Annotated in this window: 14 protein-coding genes and 1 pseudogene; 5 read left to right on the plus strand and 10 right to left on the minus strand. The window is 34.6% G+C overall.

What is annotated here, in order from left to right; all coding sequences use genetic code 11:
• Positions 1–237 precede the first annotated feature (237 nt).
• Positions 238–807: a DUF427 domain-containing protein gene (locus tag Q360_RS0112800; protein WP_084273431.1), complete on the minus strand. Its 570-nt coding sequence runs from the start codon at positions 805–807 to the stop codon at positions 238–240.
• Between the two features lie 203 nt (positions 808–1,010).
• Positions 1,011–2,258 (minus strand): endonuclease/exonuclease/phosphatase family protein, encoded by a 1,248-nt coding sequence (locus tag Q360_RS0112805; RefSeq protein WP_245603251.1) that lies wholly within the window; start codon positions 2,256–2,258, stop codon positions 1,011–1,013.
• 790 nt (positions 2,259–3,048) lie between these two features.
• On the opposite strand from Q360_RS0112805, the gene Q360_RS26685 reads away from it, so the two are divergent.
• The 3 genes from Q360_RS26685 to Q360_RS23165 all read left to right on the plus strand — a co-directional run bounded on the left by Q360_RS26685 (position 3,049) and on the right by Q360_RS23165 (position 6,521).
• Positions 3,049–3,267, plus strand: a complete 219-nt coding sequence (locus tag Q360_RS26685; RefSeq protein WP_027077463.1) for a hypothetical protein — start codon at positions 3,049–3,051, stop codon at positions 3,265–3,267.
• Positions 3,268–3,960: 693 nt separating this feature from the next.
• Positions 3,961–4,545 (plus strand): MutS-related protein, encoded by a 585-nt coding sequence (locus tag Q360_RS26690; RefSeq protein ID WP_027077464.1) that lies wholly within the window; start codon positions 3,961–3,963, stop codon positions 4,543–4,545.
• A gap of 218 nt (positions 4,546–4,763) precedes the next feature.
• Entirely contained in the window at positions 4,764–6,521 is a 1,758-nt protein-coding gene (locus Q360_RS23165) for a serine hydrolase (RefSeq protein WP_051554700.1), read from the plus strand.
• A 190-nt stretch (positions 6,522–6,711) separates the two neighbouring features.
• Here the strand turns inward: Q360_RS23165 and Q360_RS25835 are convergent, their stop codons facing one another.
• From Q360_RS25835 to Q360_RS0112845, 7 genes are all read right to left on the minus strand, one after another.
• Positions 6,712–7,521, minus strand: a complete 810-nt coding sequence (locus tag Q360_RS25835; RefSeq protein WP_051554701.1) for a response regulator — start codon at positions 7,519–7,521, stop codon at positions 6,712–6,714.
• Between the two features lie 118 nt (positions 7,522–7,639).
• Positions 7,640–7,804, minus strand: coding sequence for a histidine kinase dimerization/phospho-acceptor domain-containing protein (locus Q360_RS25840; RefSeq protein WP_156950109.1), 165 nt, complete (start codon positions 7,802–7,804; stop codon positions 7,640–7,642).
• Between the two features lie 2 nt (positions 7,805–7,806).
• Positions 7,807–8,058 (minus strand): hypothetical protein, encoded by a 252-nt coding sequence (locus Q360_RS25845; protein WP_156950110.1) that lies wholly within the window; start codon positions 8,056–8,058, stop codon positions 7,807–7,809.
• Positions 8,059–9,192: 1,134 nt separating this feature from the next.
• Entirely contained in the window at positions 9,193–10,236 is a 1,044-nt protein-coding gene (selD, locus tag Q360_RS0112830; protein WP_027077465.1) for a selenide, water dikinase SelD, read from the minus strand.
• A gap of 4 nt (positions 10,237–10,240) precedes the next feature.
• A complete protein-coding gene (gene mnmH / locus Q360_RS0112835) occupies positions 10,241–11,263 on the minus strand; it encodes a tRNA 2-selenouridine(34) synthase MnmH (protein WP_027077466.1) in 1,023 nt (340 codons plus the stop codon).
• A gap of 1,237 nt (positions 11,264–12,500) precedes the next feature.
• Positions 12,501–13,454 (minus strand): DUF4382 domain-containing protein, encoded by a 954-nt coding sequence (locus Q360_RS0112840; protein WP_027077467.1) that lies wholly within the window; start codon positions 13,452–13,454, stop codon positions 12,501–12,503.
• 208 nt (positions 13,455–13,662) lie between these two features.
• Entirely contained in the window at positions 13,663–14,193 is a 531-nt protein-coding gene (locus tag Q360_RS0112845; RefSeq protein WP_027077468.1) for a hypothetical protein, read from the minus strand.
• Between the two features lie 837 nt (positions 14,194–15,030).
• On the opposite strand from Q360_RS0112845, the gene Q360_RS0112850 reads away from it, so the two are divergent.
• Both Q360_RS0112850 and Q360_RS0112860 read left to right on the plus strand, forming a co-directional pair.
• A complete protein-coding gene (locus Q360_RS0112850; protein ID WP_027077469.1) occupies positions 15,031–15,594 on the plus strand; it encodes a DUF6642 family protein in 564 nt (187 codons plus the stop codon).
• A 395-nt stretch (positions 15,595–15,989) separates the two neighbouring features.
• Positions 15,990–16,421: a tellurite resistance TerB family protein gene (locus Q360_RS0112860; RefSeq protein WP_027077470.1), complete on the plus strand. Its 432-nt coding sequence runs from the start codon at positions 15,990–15,992 to the stop codon at positions 16,419–16,421.
• Positions 16,422–16,664: 243 nt separating this feature from the next.
• Here the strand turns inward: Q360_RS0112860 and Q360_RS23185 are convergent.
• Positions 16,665–17,690, minus strand: a pseudogene (locus tag Q360_RS23185) (serine hydrolase domain-containing protein).
• Between the last annotated feature and the right edge of the window lie 7 nt (positions 17,691–17,697).

The raw sequence follows: 17,697 nt of genomic DNA on the forward strand, positions 1-17,697 counted from the left end.
TAGTCATTAAACTTTTAAAAAAACCTATGCATTTTCTACTTCGATAATCTATACAAATACTTATTTTTAGGTTATAACAAATCAATAATCAGCGAATACGATACCGTATACGGTTTTCATAGAAAAGGTAGTAAAATATCGTGTTTTGGGAGCTTTTTTCAAACTCAGAACCTGAAGATTACTGGTTCGAGTCCAATTCCCGCTACAAAGCTTAACGCCAATATCTACGTGTATACCTTACCAGTGACCCGTTCCCATTTCCCCTTTAAAAGGTCCAACCAAGTCAGGAGTAATCCAACCAGCATAAAATTCACTGTCCTGCGCCACTGCTCGTTCCCCATCTATATAACATTCAAGATGCTGAGGATAGAATGCTATATGATTTTCCAATGCTGTAAATTCTGGAAAAGGTTTCGTGTACGACCAAGCCACTGGGCGGTCAGGCTTCGTTTTTAAAGCCCAGTAAATCGCTTTCCCCTTCCATTCGCACATTGACGTCTTTACGGGTATTCTTACAAATGCACTCATGTCAATATCACACTCGGGAATATAATAAGTTGGTGGGCTAGCCGTCTCTAGAACTGCTAGAGAATTGTGAGAATCTGTAATTTTTTTCCCTTCGTATTTGACTACTATTGGTTTACTCATTCTTTCAATAATAGGTGGACGTGGAAAATCCCAAACAGACCGCTGCCCTTTTTTTGGCTCTATGGCAAAAGGTGGTCTTTTAGTACCCGTATTACCCCAGCTTTTACGAGCCTTTTGCAACCAATTTAATTCCGATTTACGTTTCTCATTTAACCCCATATATTCAGTTTAAACCTTTCATCCTTTTTTTAAGTTTTTAATTTTATCTTGGCTCGCTGACATAATGTCCTAACTAATATTTGATTTAATGCTCAGCCACGTTTAAAGTTAGTAAACTCTAATTTTAAACTTTCTGGTTTAACAGCAGCAGGTCACCTTTTACAACCAAGTTTAAATTCTATCTACATTAGTACCGTTAAAATTCATTCCGCTGCCTTAATTTTAATCCAAACCATTCTATGGTCCGAACTGGATTTCCTATCCAACATTAAATCATGTAATACCTCTCCTTGAACGGGCCAAAAAACACCACAATCCACTACGTTTAAGTCAATAGATGGAAGAACATAATCTGCTCTTAATTTCCAAAGCGCGGTGTGGTATTTTCCACTTTCATTAGTTGGGCTTAAGCGCTCACCGCCTTTGCTAGAAGGGTTGATTTTATGGTTCACTCTTGGATGGCTCAATAAATCCCCTATTCCGCTTCTAATGGAACTGCCTTCATCCGGTGAAGAATTTAAATCTCCCATAATCACAAAGGACGTATCACCTAAAGCTCCCTTTTTACCAAGATCATCGTAAATATAAGAGCTACCTTCATTATCGATATAGTCTCTCCAAAATCTAATTTCATCGTGATTCCTTTTACCATTTCTATCTTCTTCTCCATCAAAGCCAGGTGGAGTAGGATGACTGGCAAGTACATGTATAGTTTGATCGCCGAATTTTATGGGTACATCCCAATGAGATTTTGACGAAAGCCGAAATTTCTGCCAAGCTTCCGGACTATAAAAATTATCGCTATCAACTGTACTTGTTTTCAAATAATCAGGCATGTCTTTCCACTTGAAAAGTTGAAATGTGCGGATGTTCTCCTTGTCGATTGGAAACTTAGAAAGCAATACCATTCCATAATGACCTAGATACCTTCCATAACCATAGGCATCGTTCCCGTTTCCTTCAAATTTTCCATCTCCATTGAGATCAAACGGTGTTGCAACACCTGTGTTAAAAGTTGAATAGTAATAATAAGGATAGTCTATTGCCTCCGTATCTCCATGCCCTAAGTTCAAATATTCCTTAATGAATTTTTCTATACCCTCTTCAGGATTTTCGATATAGTCAAATTCATTTAGCAGAATTACATCTGGCCTTTTTGTTTGTATAATCTTTGCAATATTTATAATATGTTGGCTAGTCCCTTTTGAAAGCTTATCTTTTAATATCTGGGATGAGACACCATCGGCACCCCTACCAAGGTAGTTCTCGGATTCCATACTTACGTTGAAGGTTGCAAACGTCAGATAGCTTGGTTCGTTTCCAATGGTTATATTCTTACATTGAACAATAACAAAGACCAAGCATAAACAAGCCACTACATATTTAAAACGCATCATTCCTATTAATAAGATTACCAGTCTACAATAGTACACTTTTACAAACTTTTCCAAATCATTAATTATACTAAAAGCTTTCCTACTCTTCCTTTTAAAATAGAGCAACAAAGGGTTAACGAATACTACGTTTTTTCATCTCTAAGTTGATCTATGCATCCTATATTTATACTTTTCCTATAACGTATTGTACTACCCAATATCTTCTTGGGAATAATTCATAAAATCCTCTACAATATTAAATATAACGTTCTTATTTAAGAATAAACTTATCCTCTCAGGTTCTTCGGGGGGAACCTATGATTGCAATCTTTTATAGACACTTTTTTAATCTAACCCAACCTTTATTTAAACTCTCAAGAAAGATAATAAAAATAGGATAACACAAAGAACTCTTTATCAAGAATGCACTCCAACTTGGGGTATAAAACCATAGCGGAATTTAAAATAGAAATATGTAATCAAAATATACCAGTATGACCCTTATCAAATTACTCAAGTTTTTGTTTCAAGTACACGTCTGTAAAATTTAATATTTGAGACGGTAAATAGTCGCTGCAAGCTGACTCTATTGTTACAAGTAAATTTTTAGCGTTTATGACAAGTGCAAAATGAAGCTCTTGGAACAATAAAACAGTCATCTAAATGTACTTTCAAAAAAACTATGCGAACTCGATTACCTTTTTTAATTAATAATTGTATTAAACAATACTTAAGAATGGAAGGGGTTGGGTACTTCTAAATTTGATTACAGTCATACTAAAAATTGAGATTAAAACCCCGTTTTTATAACATAGTAGCCATGCACGGTATTGATAATAAGCAACCTAAACAGTTTTTGGTATAAATGATATTTAACCTAGGCAAAAAAAGGAGTGAAAAATTAAAAACATCACTTAGTGAAATTAAAGAGGGTTCTTTTGATTTTGAAATGATTGAGAAATACTTTGAGAACAAAGATAATTCTGAGGTATTTCACATTTTATCAGATAAGACTTGTGATGATTTGGATTCTGAAAAATTGTTCTGTTTTCTTGACAGAACAAACGCAAGAATTGGCCAATAGTTTTTGTATCATAAGCTGAAAACGATTTCTTCAAACACAAAGAATAGTAAACCCAATGAAGAAATTATTTCGATATTTACACAAGATGCCGTTTTTAGAGTGAAAATTCAACGAGAATTGACACCGTTAAATGACTTCAAAACATCCTATGTGTCCTCTCTTTTTCAAGAGAAACATATACCTCCTCCAAAATATTTTTTCATTTTCCAATTATTGTCATTTGCGAGCATATTGCTTTTGGCATTACTTCCGTTTAATTTTTAATTCATTTTCGCCCTTATTTGGATTTTTGTAATTAACCTTGGAATCCATTTTTGGAATAAGAAAAATTTATTCAAATACTTGCAATCAATTAAGCAGTTGTTGCGACTTAATCACAATGCCTCTTCCATTCATAAAGAAGTACTTTTAAGTAGGATTAATACTGATTTAGCCCAATCAGTCAGGGTAATACATCAGGTTAGGAATCGGATGTTGTTTTTTTAGCTAGAGGGGAAACTGCAAGGGGATTTAGCCGTTATATTCTGGAGTACGTTTGAACTCGTAAAACCGCTCTTCCTTTTAGAACCAATTCTACTATTCGCAGTTTTAAAACGATTACATACAAAACGTAAGGAAATCGAAGCCGTTTTTTCATTTATTGGAGAAGTAGATTCGTTAATTCCCATTGCCTCCTTAAGAAAAGGGAGTCATTTGTTTTGCATACCTAAAATCAATAAAGAAGACATTAAGATTATCGCGGAGGAAATATACCATCCTTTAATTCAAAATTGTATAACCCATACCATTTCGGTTTCAGACAAATCAATCCTTCTGACAGGTTCCAATATGTCGGGGAAAACAACTTTTATTAGAAGTGTCGGTTTAAACCTAATCCCTGGTTTAACAATAAACATCTATTTTGCCAAAGCAATTACCTTACCGATGATGCGGATATACTCCGCTATTCGGATACGTGACGACTTAATAAACGATAAAAGTTACTATTTCGAGGAGGTACGCACCATTAAAGAGGTGCTTGAAAAAAGTAGGGAAGGTAAACCAGACCTTTTCCTACTCGATGAGATTTTCAAAGGCACAAATACGGTAGAGAGAATCGCCGGCGGTAAAGCAACACTATCTTATTTAGCGCAAAAAAACAACCTAGTCTTTGTGTCTACGCGTGATATTGAACTAACAGATATGCTAAAAGATTCATATGAATTATATCATTTCAGCGAAAATATAAACCAGAAAACCGTTGATTTCCATTTTAAATTAAAAAAAGCAATGCCTTAAAATTCTTGAAATAAACGATTACCCAGATAGCTTAATCAAAGAGGCAAATGAAATTCCAATAGTACTTGATAAGCATATGCAAAAGGATGAGCTTTCACTTCTGGATTAGCTCCCGAATAGCTTACTTTTAAGCTAAATGACACTAAGGTGACACCTAACTGTCGTAATAAAAGCCCTGGAGAACTGCTAGCTTTGCACCAACAGAAAACTGTAACCCAATGGAAACTCCATCACTTGGAAATAATCTTATTTACCAAAGAAAACTGAAAGGTTATTCACAAGAAGAACTTTCGCAAAAAACAGAAGTGACTATACGCACTATTCAACGGATAGAAAAGGGTACTGTAAATCCGCACCTGCAAACCGTAAAACTACTAGCCGCTGCCTTATCTATAAATATAGATGACCTACTCGTACTAGAAAACCCTAAAAAAGAATCTATACAGCAGAAATGGCTACTCCTAATGCACGGCACACCATTATTGGGGTTTCTGTTGCCCTTTTGTAATGTATTGTTTCCGCTGTTCCTTTGGATTCACAAAAGAGAGGATAATTCCCTTTACGACGAACATGGCACCCGTATTATAAATTTTCATATCACCGTATTAATACTTTATATTCTTTCCTTTGTAGCATTAATTACTATTGAAAAATGGGGGTTTATATTCTTTATACTCGTAATCCCAACATGTGTTTTAATTGTTATAGCTAATATTATTTATGCGGTAAAGGAGCATAAATGTTACTATCCCCTAGCCATTCCTTTTTTAAAGTTCAAAAAACAAAAAGTAAACAAGGTGCTTTTATTACTTCCATTTGCCTTTGTAGTTATAAGTTGTCAAACTTCGATGAAGGAAGGTATTACCCGTTTGGACGGAACAATGATTTCCGCAGATTCCTTAACCCATAAAATAGACCAGTTGCTAACAGATGCAAAGGTACACGGAATGGCAATTTCTGTATTTAATAAAAACACACCTGTATACCAAAAAATCTTCGGTTATAGCGATTACCCTAATAAAATACCACTTACCGATTCTACAAATATTTACGGGGCTTCCTTAAGCAAAGCAGTCTTCAGTATTTTGGTAATGGCCTTAGTGGAAGAAGGCGTAATCAATCTGGATACGCCACTCGAGAGTTATCTGCCAAAGAAAATATATGAATATGAACCACAGACCCGATGGCACGACGACTTTTGCGATTTAAAAAAAGATAGCCTTTACCAAAAGATCACGGCTCGTATGTGCCTTGCCCATACTACTGGATTTCCAAATTGGAGGTGGATAGAAAAAGACCAAAAACTTAAAACTCATAGTACACCCGGGACCAAATACAGCTATAGTGGCGAGGGTTTCGTCTATTTACAGGTAGTTTTAGAAAAATTGTCCGGTATGGGCCTGGAGGAGCTTGCACAGGAAAGGGTTTTTGAACCCTTAGGGATGAAAGCCTCCAGTTACCAATGGAATCCCAAATTTGAAAAGGATTATGCCTTCGGTCATAAAACAGATGGGGGAAAATATGAAAAGGACAAGGATAACGAACCTCGTGGTGGTAGTACTTTAGAAACAACAGCCTTAGACTACGCTACATTCTTGGAGGCCATACTTCATAAAAAAATCGTATCCGTAGCTTCCTATACAGAAATTTTCTCTCCCCATATACGGATTACATCATCTGCTCAGTTCGGAGTTGGAACTGCTATCAAGACCGATAAATATGATCCTATTAACCTTAGTTACGGCCTAGGATGGGGCTATTTAAAAACACCGTTTGGCAAAGGAGTATTCAAGGAAGGGAGCGGAAACGGATTTCAACATTATTCAATTTTGTTTCCAGAAATAGGCATAGGAATTATGATCATGACCAATAGCGATAATGGAAAAAGCATCTTTAAGGAACTATTGGAAGTGGCAATAAAAGACACCTTTACCCCTTGGGAATGGGAGAATTACATCCCCTATAATGAATTATAATTTCCTTCTATAGAAGAAAGTCCGAGTAGCATTGATTTAGGTGCTATAAAACGAACACTTGTTGCTAATTTAGAGAAATTTAAAAACTACAGCGCAGGATTAAACCCACCTTTAATTGAGCTTTCAAAAACTAAAGGGCAAAGGTCATTTGTTAAATAGCCTGAAATACTATGTTTATTTCTTTGAAAAATTAAGAGACTGGCGGTAAATCCATCACCTCCTCAATTCTATTAAACGGGTCATCTGGATTGAAAGGTTTAAATACGAAACCATTCATACCACTTTGAAAAATCTTATTTTTTACTTCGAGAAATACCGAGGCGGATAGCACAATTATAGGTAGCGTGGTATTGAATTTTCTGATTTCGATTGCAGAAGTGTAACCGTCCATTACCGGCATCTGTATATCCATTAGGACTACATCATAACTGTTTTTCCTCACCATATTAATGGCCATTAAACCCTCAAAAGAATCGTCCACAAACAAATCTGCCTTCTCCAATACTTGTTTGCAAACCATTATATTGATTTTGTTATCCTCTACCAACAATATTCTTATGCCTTTTAGATTGCGCTCTTTTTCTCCGGAGTTATGGTCCAACCCCCCAATAGAAGCCGGGCGCAACTCTAAATCAAAGTAAAAACGACTTCCAATCCCTACATCACCTTCAATTTTGACTGTTGAGCCCTTGGCTTCCACTACGCTTTTAACTATGGGCAGGCCAAGCCCTGTGCCACCATAAAAACGATTTGTACTTATGGAGGCCTGAGTAAATGGTTGCCCTATATTTTCCAATTGTTCTTGTGCAATACCGAATCCAGTATCCATGACCTCAATACGAACAAGTATGTTTCCCTTTTTGTCCTCCTGATTTGAAACTTTTAAAATCACACTTCCTTTTTCTGTAAACTTTATGGCGTTGGAGACTATATTATTCATCGCCTGATTGAAACGGTCTATATCCAACCAGACTCTTGGAAAGTCTTTACCAATTTGCAATTATAAAGACTTTCCTTTCTTAAAACAACCAGGCTCATGAATCTATTTTATTTGCTTTACAGCTGCTAGTATATCCCTAGGAATTGGATTGAGTTTGATTCCGCTAGACTCCATTTTGCTAAAATCCAACACGTTGATCAGTAAGTTCAGTACTATTTTTCCCGAGTAGTTTAATGCCTCTATGTTGTCCTGTTGATTCTTTCTTGGGTTTATATCTCCTAAGTAAGATGTCAGAGCGTCCAATAATCGTATTAAGTGGCGTCCGAATCTCATGGCTCATCATAGTTAAAAATTTGGTCTTTGCATTAGATGCTTCAACGGCTTTTTCCCGTTCACTATGTATGCTCGAATAGAATTGGAGATTACTGACAAAAAAAATACCAACTGATATGTAATACGAATTGCAGTGGTGATAATGGAAATTGGATAACTGTATCTTCCAGCAGATAAGACATCCATCTGTGTACTGGTAAATAGGTTAAAATCCGTAAAGTACAGAAGAAACCAAAGTACCATGGATAGTACCGGAAAAATCATGATATAGATTTTTTCCCTTCTAAATAAAAAAAACACAAAAGGCAGTCCCATGGCAAACATTAATATAAACTCGACGCTTTCGGCCTTTCCGATGAAAGAAGAAGCTATGGCAACGCATAAATTAAAAGTGACGAGATAAATCTAACGAGCCAAAGTTAGGTTTCCCCTCTTGGGGATAATCGCCGCTAATATAGATAGAGGTACGGTAACTCCAATATAATTGCTCAATTCGTGCAAATCCAAACTTCGTGCTAAAAAAAACCATAGTATCGAAATAACCATGGTCAAAAGGGAAAGTTTGAATACTAGTTTTACTCTACGCTTAGAGAATTCAACATAATTTAAAATAATTGATATGTATTAAATATAAAAGTTGACCAACTTCTTCGATGACGATAAGCTAGGTATACAATTAGGGCTTTACCCAACAAAACCTTGTGTTTTAATACTTTTATATCTCATAGGTATTAAGCTTCTAAAAATCAACCGATAAGCGGCAAAGGGATATCTTATGATGTCCGTAGTGATAGTAGCAGGATATAAAATCAAGTCCCTAATTTTAATAGCTTATAATCATAATTTTTGTACAGGTACTACATTCCAATTTTGACTTCTTTAACCATTGTTTTTTAGGTAGTTAATTCTTTTAAAAATACTTATACCCTTCAAAAATATATATTAAGATCATGTTACCAAACTAATGAAGAGTGATGCTTGACCTTCTTATCTTCCTTATGGGTTAGGTGGGTTAATTCGATATATTGATTCGTATATTGTCTTTGTACCTGGTGGCGAAAATGATGTGCTACTTTTCTCGGATACTTATTTTTCATATCATCAATTTAAACATATATGTGTAGGAAATTTCTTATTTTATATTCTGAAATTCATTTACATATAAACAAAAGCAGCGAGAAGTGTAGTGAACAATCCCATATAGGACTAGTCGAGTAGAGCTTTTATTGTGGATTAAATTTCCAAAAATTTCAGAAAAGGCTTGCGCTAATAAATTGGACATAGACGTTCAATTAAAGCTGTTTTCACTTGAATAATTTAGGATAATAAATCCTAGCTTTATCTAAATTTTTAAAAATACTAAATAAGTAAAACAGCAACTATTTTTAGTTTAGCTCACTATTCTTTGTCATTTATATAAATCGCTGATTCTGATATTTCTATAAGTTCTCCTATTGGTTCAGCAAAAAGACCCTTACTTTTTAGAATTGATTCAACTTTTTGAGAAGCCTCTTTTTTGACAGCAATTAATAACCCTCCACTGGTTTGTGGGTCACATAAGATATATCGTTGTTTTTTATCTTCAATTTTAAGCTTGTGACCGTAGCTTTCCCAATTTCTTATGGTTCCACCGGGGATACATTTTTTATCAAGATAGCCATGAATCTCTTTGAAAATTGGTACTTTGTTATAATTAACAATGGCAGATACATTACTAGCTTCACACACCTCAAGTAAATGTCCAATAAGTCCGAACCCAGTTACATCGGTTAAAGCTGTTATTTCGTCAATTTCTGAAAGAATCATTCCAACATCATTTAAAACTATCATTGAGTTAGCAGCAATATCTTTATGTTCTTCCTCAAGAACACCTTTCTTTTGTGCAGTAGCCAAAATGCCAATACCTAAAGGTTTGGTTAGATAAAGAATGCTTCCTGCCTGTGCTTTATCATTTCGTTTTAAATTAGAGATTGCAACCGACCCAGTAACTGCGAGCCCAAAAATAGGTTCTGGATTATCAATACTATGACCACCTGCAAGCAGTATTCCTGCATCTGAGCATGCTTTCCTACCACCTTCCATTACCTGAGCAGCAACTTCAGGAGCTATTTTATCAATGGGCCAACCTAGAATTGCAATCGCCATTAATGGCTTACCTCCCATAGCATATACATCGCTGATAGCATTCGTAGCAGCTATTCTTCCAAAAGTGAAAGGGTCGTCTACGATGGGCATGAAAAAATCTGTGGTACTGATGACACCAATTCCATTTCCCATATCGTATACCGCAGCATCGTCTCTCGTATCGTTACCCACTAGAAGACGTGCGTCTTCAACCTGAGGAGCGCTAGACGCTAATATGGTAGTTAATACCTTAGGTGATATTTTGCAGCCACAACCTGCACCATGACTAAAACTTGTTAATTTTATACCTTTATCCATTTATTTAATCTGTTAAGCTCATTAAAAAATCTGCTGTTTCTTCAGGATTCACTGTAGGAATCTCAAATTTTAGAATTGTAGATTCCTGACGTTTTTGTAATCCTCCTAGATAAGATTTGTCGTAATAAAAAAGTGTAATCTCTACAACTTTATAATAATCTTTGCTTTCAAGCGCATCTAAAGCGAATTTGGCTTTATCGTATCCAAGCCTTTTAGTTATTCTACTAATTGCACCCGATAATTTGTCATGACTTAGATTTGCATACGTTTCTACAAGGTGTTTTGTTCTTTCCTGAAAAGGAACATTTAAGAAATATACAGGCATAGTACTCATTTTAAGATAAAATGCATCAGGAATTATCACTTTTCCTATCGACTTGCTTTCATCTTCCACCCATATTGGTAGCTTAGGATTTAAACCTTGTACTATTGAAAATAGATTATTTTGAAATTGCTCCGTTGTTGGTTGAGGCGGAAGATCTATACCTCCAAAAGCAGAACCTCTATGGCTGGCCAAGCCTTCTAAATCAATAATCTGTTGTCCTTTATTTTTTAAAGAGTGCAGTATCTCAGTTTTACCAGATCCAGTATATCCACTTAAAATTTTAAGATTTAACGGCTGTTCAAAAAATTGGAGTAGATAATTTCTAAAAGCCTTGTATCCTTTTTCAATGACATACACCTTTTCAAAACTATTATCGATAAGATGATCGGCAAAAGCATTACTTCTCATTCCTCCACGCCAACAATGTATCACCACTTCCTTTTTAGGTGCAATCTCAATAGACTTCCTTATAAAATCATTCAGCTTGGGTTTTACAAATTCATACCCAATTTCAAAGGCCCTTTCTTTTGACTCCTTTTTATAGGCCGTGCCAACTACGACGCGTTCTTTATCAGTAAATAATTCAAGATTATTAGCATTGGGAATATGTCCTTTCACAAATTCTCCAGGTGATCTGACATCAATAATTGGGACATGTGCCAGATTATGAAAGTAAAAATCTATGGAAATAATTTGTTTCATCTTAACATCTTTATTAAACATTAAAAGTAGACTTATAATCTAACATTGGCTGCTATATTTCAATGAGTATACCCAATATTTTTCGTAATTAGTGGCCTATTTTTGTCAGCAGAATTAATATGGCTTTTAACACCCAAAAAATACAGCTAATCCACTAATTATTTAAATAACATTACATAAATATTTGTAAATACTGTGTAAAAATTATTTAGTAATTATTTACGCATTATACTTCTAATATCAGGTATATTATACATCTTTAGTATAGCACCCCACTAGTTTTTATTTTCTAAAAAGAAAATATAAACGGCCCTTTGGCCTAGATAAGAAATACCCTTTCGTTGACCTTTCTAAAAATTTATAGAACGATGTTACAATAATGAACTTTAAAAAAAGCACTAGAGTTTACATATAAACACGATTGTATTGTTATTAAACTGTACACAAAACTTTAATTCATTGGAGTGCTATTAAACTTTTACCTATCAACAAGTAGTTATCCAAAAAAAACTGTGAAACTAAAAAGGTAATTGATAGTCAACAACTACATCACCTGTTTACGGAGTCTTCTTTTTATTTCATTAAGCTCAATAAAAAATAAAATTTCTAGTATCGTTAACACGGTTATGGGGAAGCCTACAAATCAAAGAGTATTATACTAACTGTCTTCGTTTTACTGCCAATTATATATTTTCAATAGTTCTTAGCTATTGATAAAGTCGGGACTAGTCAAATACCTAAATATCCCGTTACTTTAATAAAGCAATGTTATAGTTCAAATATGCCTATTTCCACTTTATAATACTAGTATGATTTATACCACCTTAATTAAACTTTCCTAAAATTACCCAACACTGTACACTAAACCCCCGCTTAAATATCGATAATTACCTACTTCTGCAAAGTCTAATTAGGGTTGAATTATTAATACCGTAATTTACTTTTTTGTAGTCTTAAAATAATCAACTTACCACATATGCATTTTAATTTAATGACCCTTGTACAAAAGGTCTCTATTGTTAATCATGGCCTTGTAAAATCAAAAAAACTACTCAAATGAGCTTGAAGGTATTTTCTATTTTCAATCGCGAATTTAAAGAGAAAATAGACCGAAATTACTGTTAAAAAAGAATCTCGTCTAAAGCTAGGCCCTATGCTAAAATAAGTGGTTTCGACTGTCACTGAAAGCAATAAAGCCCCATTTTACGAGACTTTATTAATTAGCACATTATAATTCTCAAGATTTAGCACCTGTGATAATCACATTTACACTTATCTGTATGGCCGATGTTACATTAATAGCACCAAGATTCAATCCAGTGGTGGATTCTACTTCCAATAAAGAGTTAAACGTAAAACCATCACCATCCTCGGTGTAAGAGACAAATATAAGTTCATATTCCCCAGCTGCTAAGAAATTTAAACTGTACGCATTATTCAACCCACTCAATTCTGAGCTGGTAATAGCATTAGCGAAAGTTACATTACTTTCTCCTTGACCTTCTGTCTCCACTTCAGCATTAAAGGTTCCCTTTTCATAGGCATAGACCAAAATCTTATCAGATTCATCGCCAGCGTCGTTTGCATTACCAGAAATCTCACCAGTACTTTCTTCGTTTACCGCACGGATTCCTGCAGTAAGTTCAGAAGTAGACACAAATTCAAAATCGCTAGAAAGATCGCTGCCTTCTTCCTTAATGGTCTTCCTTAAATCAAAATCAATAATGATTTCATTAGTAGTGCTTGCAAAGACCTCAAAAGCATTAGTGATATTGATTTTGTTAGTTGAAGCCTCTAATTGGTCTTTTTGACCATTGGCCATCTCTACATAACACCCGGGTTCGTTTCCAGCGGTATCGGTAACATAGTCCAACTCGAGCTCAATACTGGAATATGACCCTGCTTCCAGTTTAAGATTACCTAAGGTCTTCGTCTGCCCGTTAACCAAGGCTGCCAAATTAAAGGTTGTTTTATTAAACCCTTCTAAAGATGTTCCATCAACCTTTACGTTGGAAACGGTCATAAAGACGGCTTCGACATTAGCATTATCGATGGGGGCATCGGTTATCTTGAAAGCGGTCTCATATGATTCAGCGTCCATATTACTGTTTTCATTATCATTTTTACTGCAAGAAACGGCAATAGACACTGTGGCCAAAAAGATTGTTACTGTTGTTAAATAATTTCTCATAAAATTTATTTATTTTAATTTATAGCGTATCTAACTCTTAAAATTAGATTTACCCGGTAAGAAAAAAATTATTAAATGTTTGTTCGTATAATGTTTGCGGTAATTTTCCAAGTATTCCATACGATATTCACTAATCTGGAAAACAAAGTATACCTCGAAGACATATTAAGGCATAAAAAAATCCACGCTTAAAAACTAGGCTTGAAGATTAAATTCCTAATATTTTTGCATCGACAAAGAATATACTTTTCACGGCAATTGAACAATCATTTGTTAGCACTTTGTCGGTAACGGTATTAAGCCTTAAATTGAACTTATCTTTTTTAATATACTCTTTGATGTCAATATTTTCAACATCCAAAGAAAGCGAATTACCAATGGTCTCAGGCACTTGTTTTATATAAGCGATTTTTATTTCATCAAGACCTTCGGCCGATATAAAAACCTCTACAGACTCTAAAAAACTAAAATCTTGATCACTAGGCGCAGTAATATCAAGTTCTAACTTTCTTAACCTGATATCTTCTATAAGGTCTTTTCGAGTATCGTTTACTTCAAATTCAGATTCTGAGTTCGTCTCCACATCTGGTGTGAAAACATCAAACGGTAAGTTTAGGTTTGCAGTTGATTTAATTTCAATAGCAGCGTTGTACTCCATGTTAAATTTTGTGAGCTCATCAATTACATCACAACGAGTCAATAAACAAACAGTAAACATCAATAATGCAATTTTTTTCATTCTTGGGGGATATAAGGTTCAATTTTAGAACGCTATTTATTGGCTCATATTGCCGGAAAACTTTAATTAAGAAATGCCAGCACAAGGAAAAATGGCTATAATTTTAGCTGTATGCCTTATAGAACCCAAATACTCAAATCTGAGACTGGTATCGACTGATGGTTTATATTAAGACATTGCCGGTATAGCGCTTGATATCAGGCTAGAGGTCATTCCCAAACACAATATTTTACAAGGACACAATTGGCTCTTAATTATGCAGTAAAAACAATTAACGATAGCTACATATGGATAGCGAAAGGTTACCCAGCAAAACAAACGTTTTAAGAAACGTTTGTAATTTACTTTAAAAAGAGTTGAAGTGAATTTTATTTGTAAAAATAAAAAGACAGGGTTTCCCCTGTCTTTTCCCCAAATCTTACCATGAACTTAACCTACTTATGCTATGGTTCTATAAATATAATACAAGGTTATTTCACCAAGTAACTTATTAGTTAAACTACCGCTAACTTAGTTCTATGGACAAATAATCAAAATTAACAGGAAACGTGTATCCCATCTTAAATAAGACTTTCCAGAAATAAGTAGTCCTTGACATTTAAACAATTTTATTTCTATAAATGCGCTGTACCAAGAAAATCACAGACCTACCTTCGACATAGACTTTATAAATAGCACTTCTGTCTTAAGAATTGAGCGCTTAATTCATAAAGCTATCTACGTATATTTTAAAGGATAAATTAAAGCAATAAAAGTCACTAACATATTCGTGGTGATTTATTTGCTAAACACAGTCCAAAAGAAGAATTTTGTCAAAAAAATTGAAAGGAGACTTTTATGGAGATTGAAAAATTTATTTTCTGTCTTGAAGCTATTCCAGATGTAGATATTGCAAACACTACGGTAGTTATGAACATCTTAGAGGACATTGCTTTAAAACAAAGTATTGCGAGTATTTACAAAGCTTGTGATACCATCGAAGGATTAGAGGAGAGCTTGAATAACTTACTGTATGAAGATCATAACTTTAAGGATTACGAAATTATTTACCTCGTTATGCCTGGCGAGCCAAATAACATTCTACTGAATGACTATTACTATAGTATTGAGGAAATAGCAGAACTTTTTGAAGGTAAAATGAAGGGGAAAGTGGTACATTTTGCGAATAAAAAAATCTTGGATTTAACCGATGAGGAGTCGCAGTATTTTTTAGATGTTACTGGCGCGCGCGCTATTTCAGGCTACGGATCTAATCATAGCCAAATTTCTAGTACAAGTACTATCGATAGGGTTTTTTTTAGTCTCTACGAAGAAAATGATGATCTTAAGGAAGTGGTAGAAATGATGTTTCAAAAGCATTTTAATCTCTGTAAATTACTTGATTTTAGATTGTATTATTAGAGCGCTTTTTAAACTGGAATTTTATTTTCAACTAGAATTCCGTATTATGTATAAAACTTGGTTTAAATGGTGAAAATGTATCAGAAAACCTTTTGAAGTGTTTTATGTAACTTTAATAAATCATTTATTTACAACAAATCGCCATATAAGAGGCGAACATCATTGCACCACAAGTTGTTGGGGGTTCATGATTACCAAGGGTAAATTTAGACATGTACATAAAATTACCGCTGCTGTTGGCTTTGCTGCATTATCTTTAATAAGGCTTCGAATAGGAGCCATATTATTAGAAATTAAAGTTGGAGAAGTAATGGAAACCTTATGGTTATTGTACTAAACTTCATAATCCTAATGATAACAATTAAATAAATAGTTCTTTTAAAAAATTCAAAAAAATGAAATTAGATTGGGTAGAAAGCAGCTTATTTTTGATGATCGCCAGTGCAGAAGCAACCGACCATTACCTAGATGAGCAAGAAATAGAAACAATTATAGAAAAAACCAATAGCTTGGTGTTGAACTATGGTAAAAAAGAAGAGTTAACAACAAGTGAAACCATTCAGAAGAAATTCAATAAAATGATTGATTGGTATAATACCATAGGTGATACGGCTCCACAAGGTAAGATGGATACTAAAATTGCTGATGAAGTACAAAAAGCCATTACTCATTTAAAAAATCAACCCTGGTTTAATCGAACCTTTGCACAGTCCTTAATTGCAGATTTGGTGGATGTTGCAGAAGCAGATGGGGAGGTAATTGAAAAAGAAAAGAAATCTATAAATGAGATTGCGCGGTTATGGGGCGTCAAGGAAATTTTTAATTAACTACTAATTATCATAAATGGAATCAAACTTAAGATAAATAAAAAAATGGCGCATTTATGTTTAACTCAAAAGTCTGCGTCTATTTACAATGGCGCCAAATAAAAAATTTGGGGTTTAGGAAAAAAATAGAACCTTACTATTAGGCTTATCGGAACTATAACTAGGAAAATATAGTTCCAAAAAACGTTCATTTTATAGAACTGAATCAGGTTTTTTAATAGGATTCATCGTTTTTAGCTTTTTTTACCTCCTCAATATGTTTACAATACGACTATAAAAGACCTCCGATAAATTCCAATTGTGTCCATCAAAATTAGTGGTATTCAAAAATTGAATAACAACCGTGTCTATGTCTTTGTGGTATTTTGCAATACTTTGATAGCCAACAACCAAACCTGTATGTTCGTAAACGTAGATAGAGGAATAGATTTCTTGTTCGCCTTCATCAAATAAGGAGCCATCGTTTAATGCCCTTAAAAATATACCCACATCTTCTGCTGTAGCTAACATTCCATTTTCTTCAGTCTTAAGATCTTCCTCATACCCAACGTAGTAGCCACTCATAACATTATCTATATTCACTTCACTAAGCGAACCAAACGTATTTTTAAGTCCAAGGGTGGTTAAAATTTCTTCTTTGATATATTGGTGATCACTATAACCCACCACCTTTTTAATGAGCTCGCGAAGCAATAGATAATTGGTGTTTGAGTACCCATAGTCTTCATCTGGTCCAAAGCTCGCGTGCATATCAACTGCGTATGCTAGTGCTTCTTCACTATTTTGCGATGGACTTTCCCAAAAATTAGGATGGTCGATATAGTTAGGAATACCACTACGGTGTTGCACCATCATTCTTAAGGTTATTTTATCAGTATTCTCGATTTTTCCTACCTATTCAGGAAAGTGATAGGCAAGCGTTTCATCCAATGAAAAACGCTTGTCATGAACTAACTTTGTAATCGCAACAGCGACATATAACTTGCTAATACTGGCAATCTAGAATAAGGATTGTGGGTCGGCTGGTATCTTGTCTTCCCTATTTTTCCAACCAGCAGCGTAAAATGCCGGTGGCTTACCTGCCTCATCAACATAAACAATCATCCCGTCAAATCCGTATGTAATAGCATCATTAACCTGCTCCTGAATCGTATCGGGTAGGGGTAAAATCCATGCCTTTATGACTATCCATGGCACAAACCACAAAGAACTTATGCTTGCCATAATAAATACTATTCTAAGTATTCGATTTATTTGTTTCTTACTCATAATGTGA

Origin of the sequence: Maribacter antarcticus DSM 21422 (assembly GCF_000621125.1) — a bacterium.
Classification (GTDB): domain Bacteria; phylum Bacteroidota; class Bacteroidia; order Flavobacteriales; family Flavobacteriaceae; genus Maribacter; species Maribacter antarcticus.

What these genes read in the sequence shown, in the direction of transcription:
- selD (WP_027077465.1), bottom strand. Translation starts at nt 10,236, where the DNA reads ATGGATAAAGGTATAAAATTAACAAGTTTTAGTCATGGTGCAGGTTGT.
- Q360_RS0112840 (WP_027077467.1), bottom strand. Translation starts at nt 13,454, where the DNA reads ATGAGAAATTATTTAACAACAGTAACAATCTTTTTGGCCACAGTGTCT.
- Q360_RS23165 (WP_051554700.1), top strand. Translation starts at nt 4,764, where the DNA reads ATGGAAACTCCATCACTTGGAAATAATCTTATTTACCAAAGAAAACTG.
- Q360_RS25845 (WP_156950110.1), bottom strand. Translation starts at nt 8,058, where the DNA reads ATGATTTTTCCGGTACTATCCATGGTACTTTGGTTTCTTCTGTACTTT.
- mnmH (WP_027077466.1), bottom strand. Translation starts at nt 11,263, where the DNA reads ATGAAACAAATTATTTCCATAGATTTTTACTTTCATAATCTGGCACAT.
- Q360_RS0112850 (WP_027077469.1), top strand. Translation starts at nt 15,031, where the DNA reads ATGGAGATTGAAAAATTTATTTTCTGTCTTGAAGCTATTCCAGATGTA.
- Q360_RS26685 (WP_027077463.1), top strand. Translation starts at nt 3,049, where the DNA reads ATGATATTTAACCTAGGCAAAAAAAGGAGTGAAAAATTAAAAACATCA.
- Q360_RS0112860 (WP_027077470.1), top strand. Translation starts at nt 15,990, where the DNA reads ATGAAATTAGATTGGGTAGAAAGCAGCTTATTTTTGATGATCGCCAGT.
- Q360_RS25840 (WP_156950109.1), bottom strand. Translation starts at nt 7,804, where the DNA reads ATGATGAGCCATGAGATTCGGACGCCACTTAATACGATTATTGGACGC.
- Q360_RS0112845 (WP_027077468.1), bottom strand. Translation starts at nt 14,193, where the DNA reads ATGAAAAAAATTGCATTATTGATGTTTACTGTTTGTTTATTGACTCGT.
- Q360_RS0112800 (WP_084273431.1), bottom strand. Translation starts at nt 807, where the DNA reads ATGGGGTTAAATGAGAAACGTAAATCGGAATTAAATTGGTTGCAAAAG.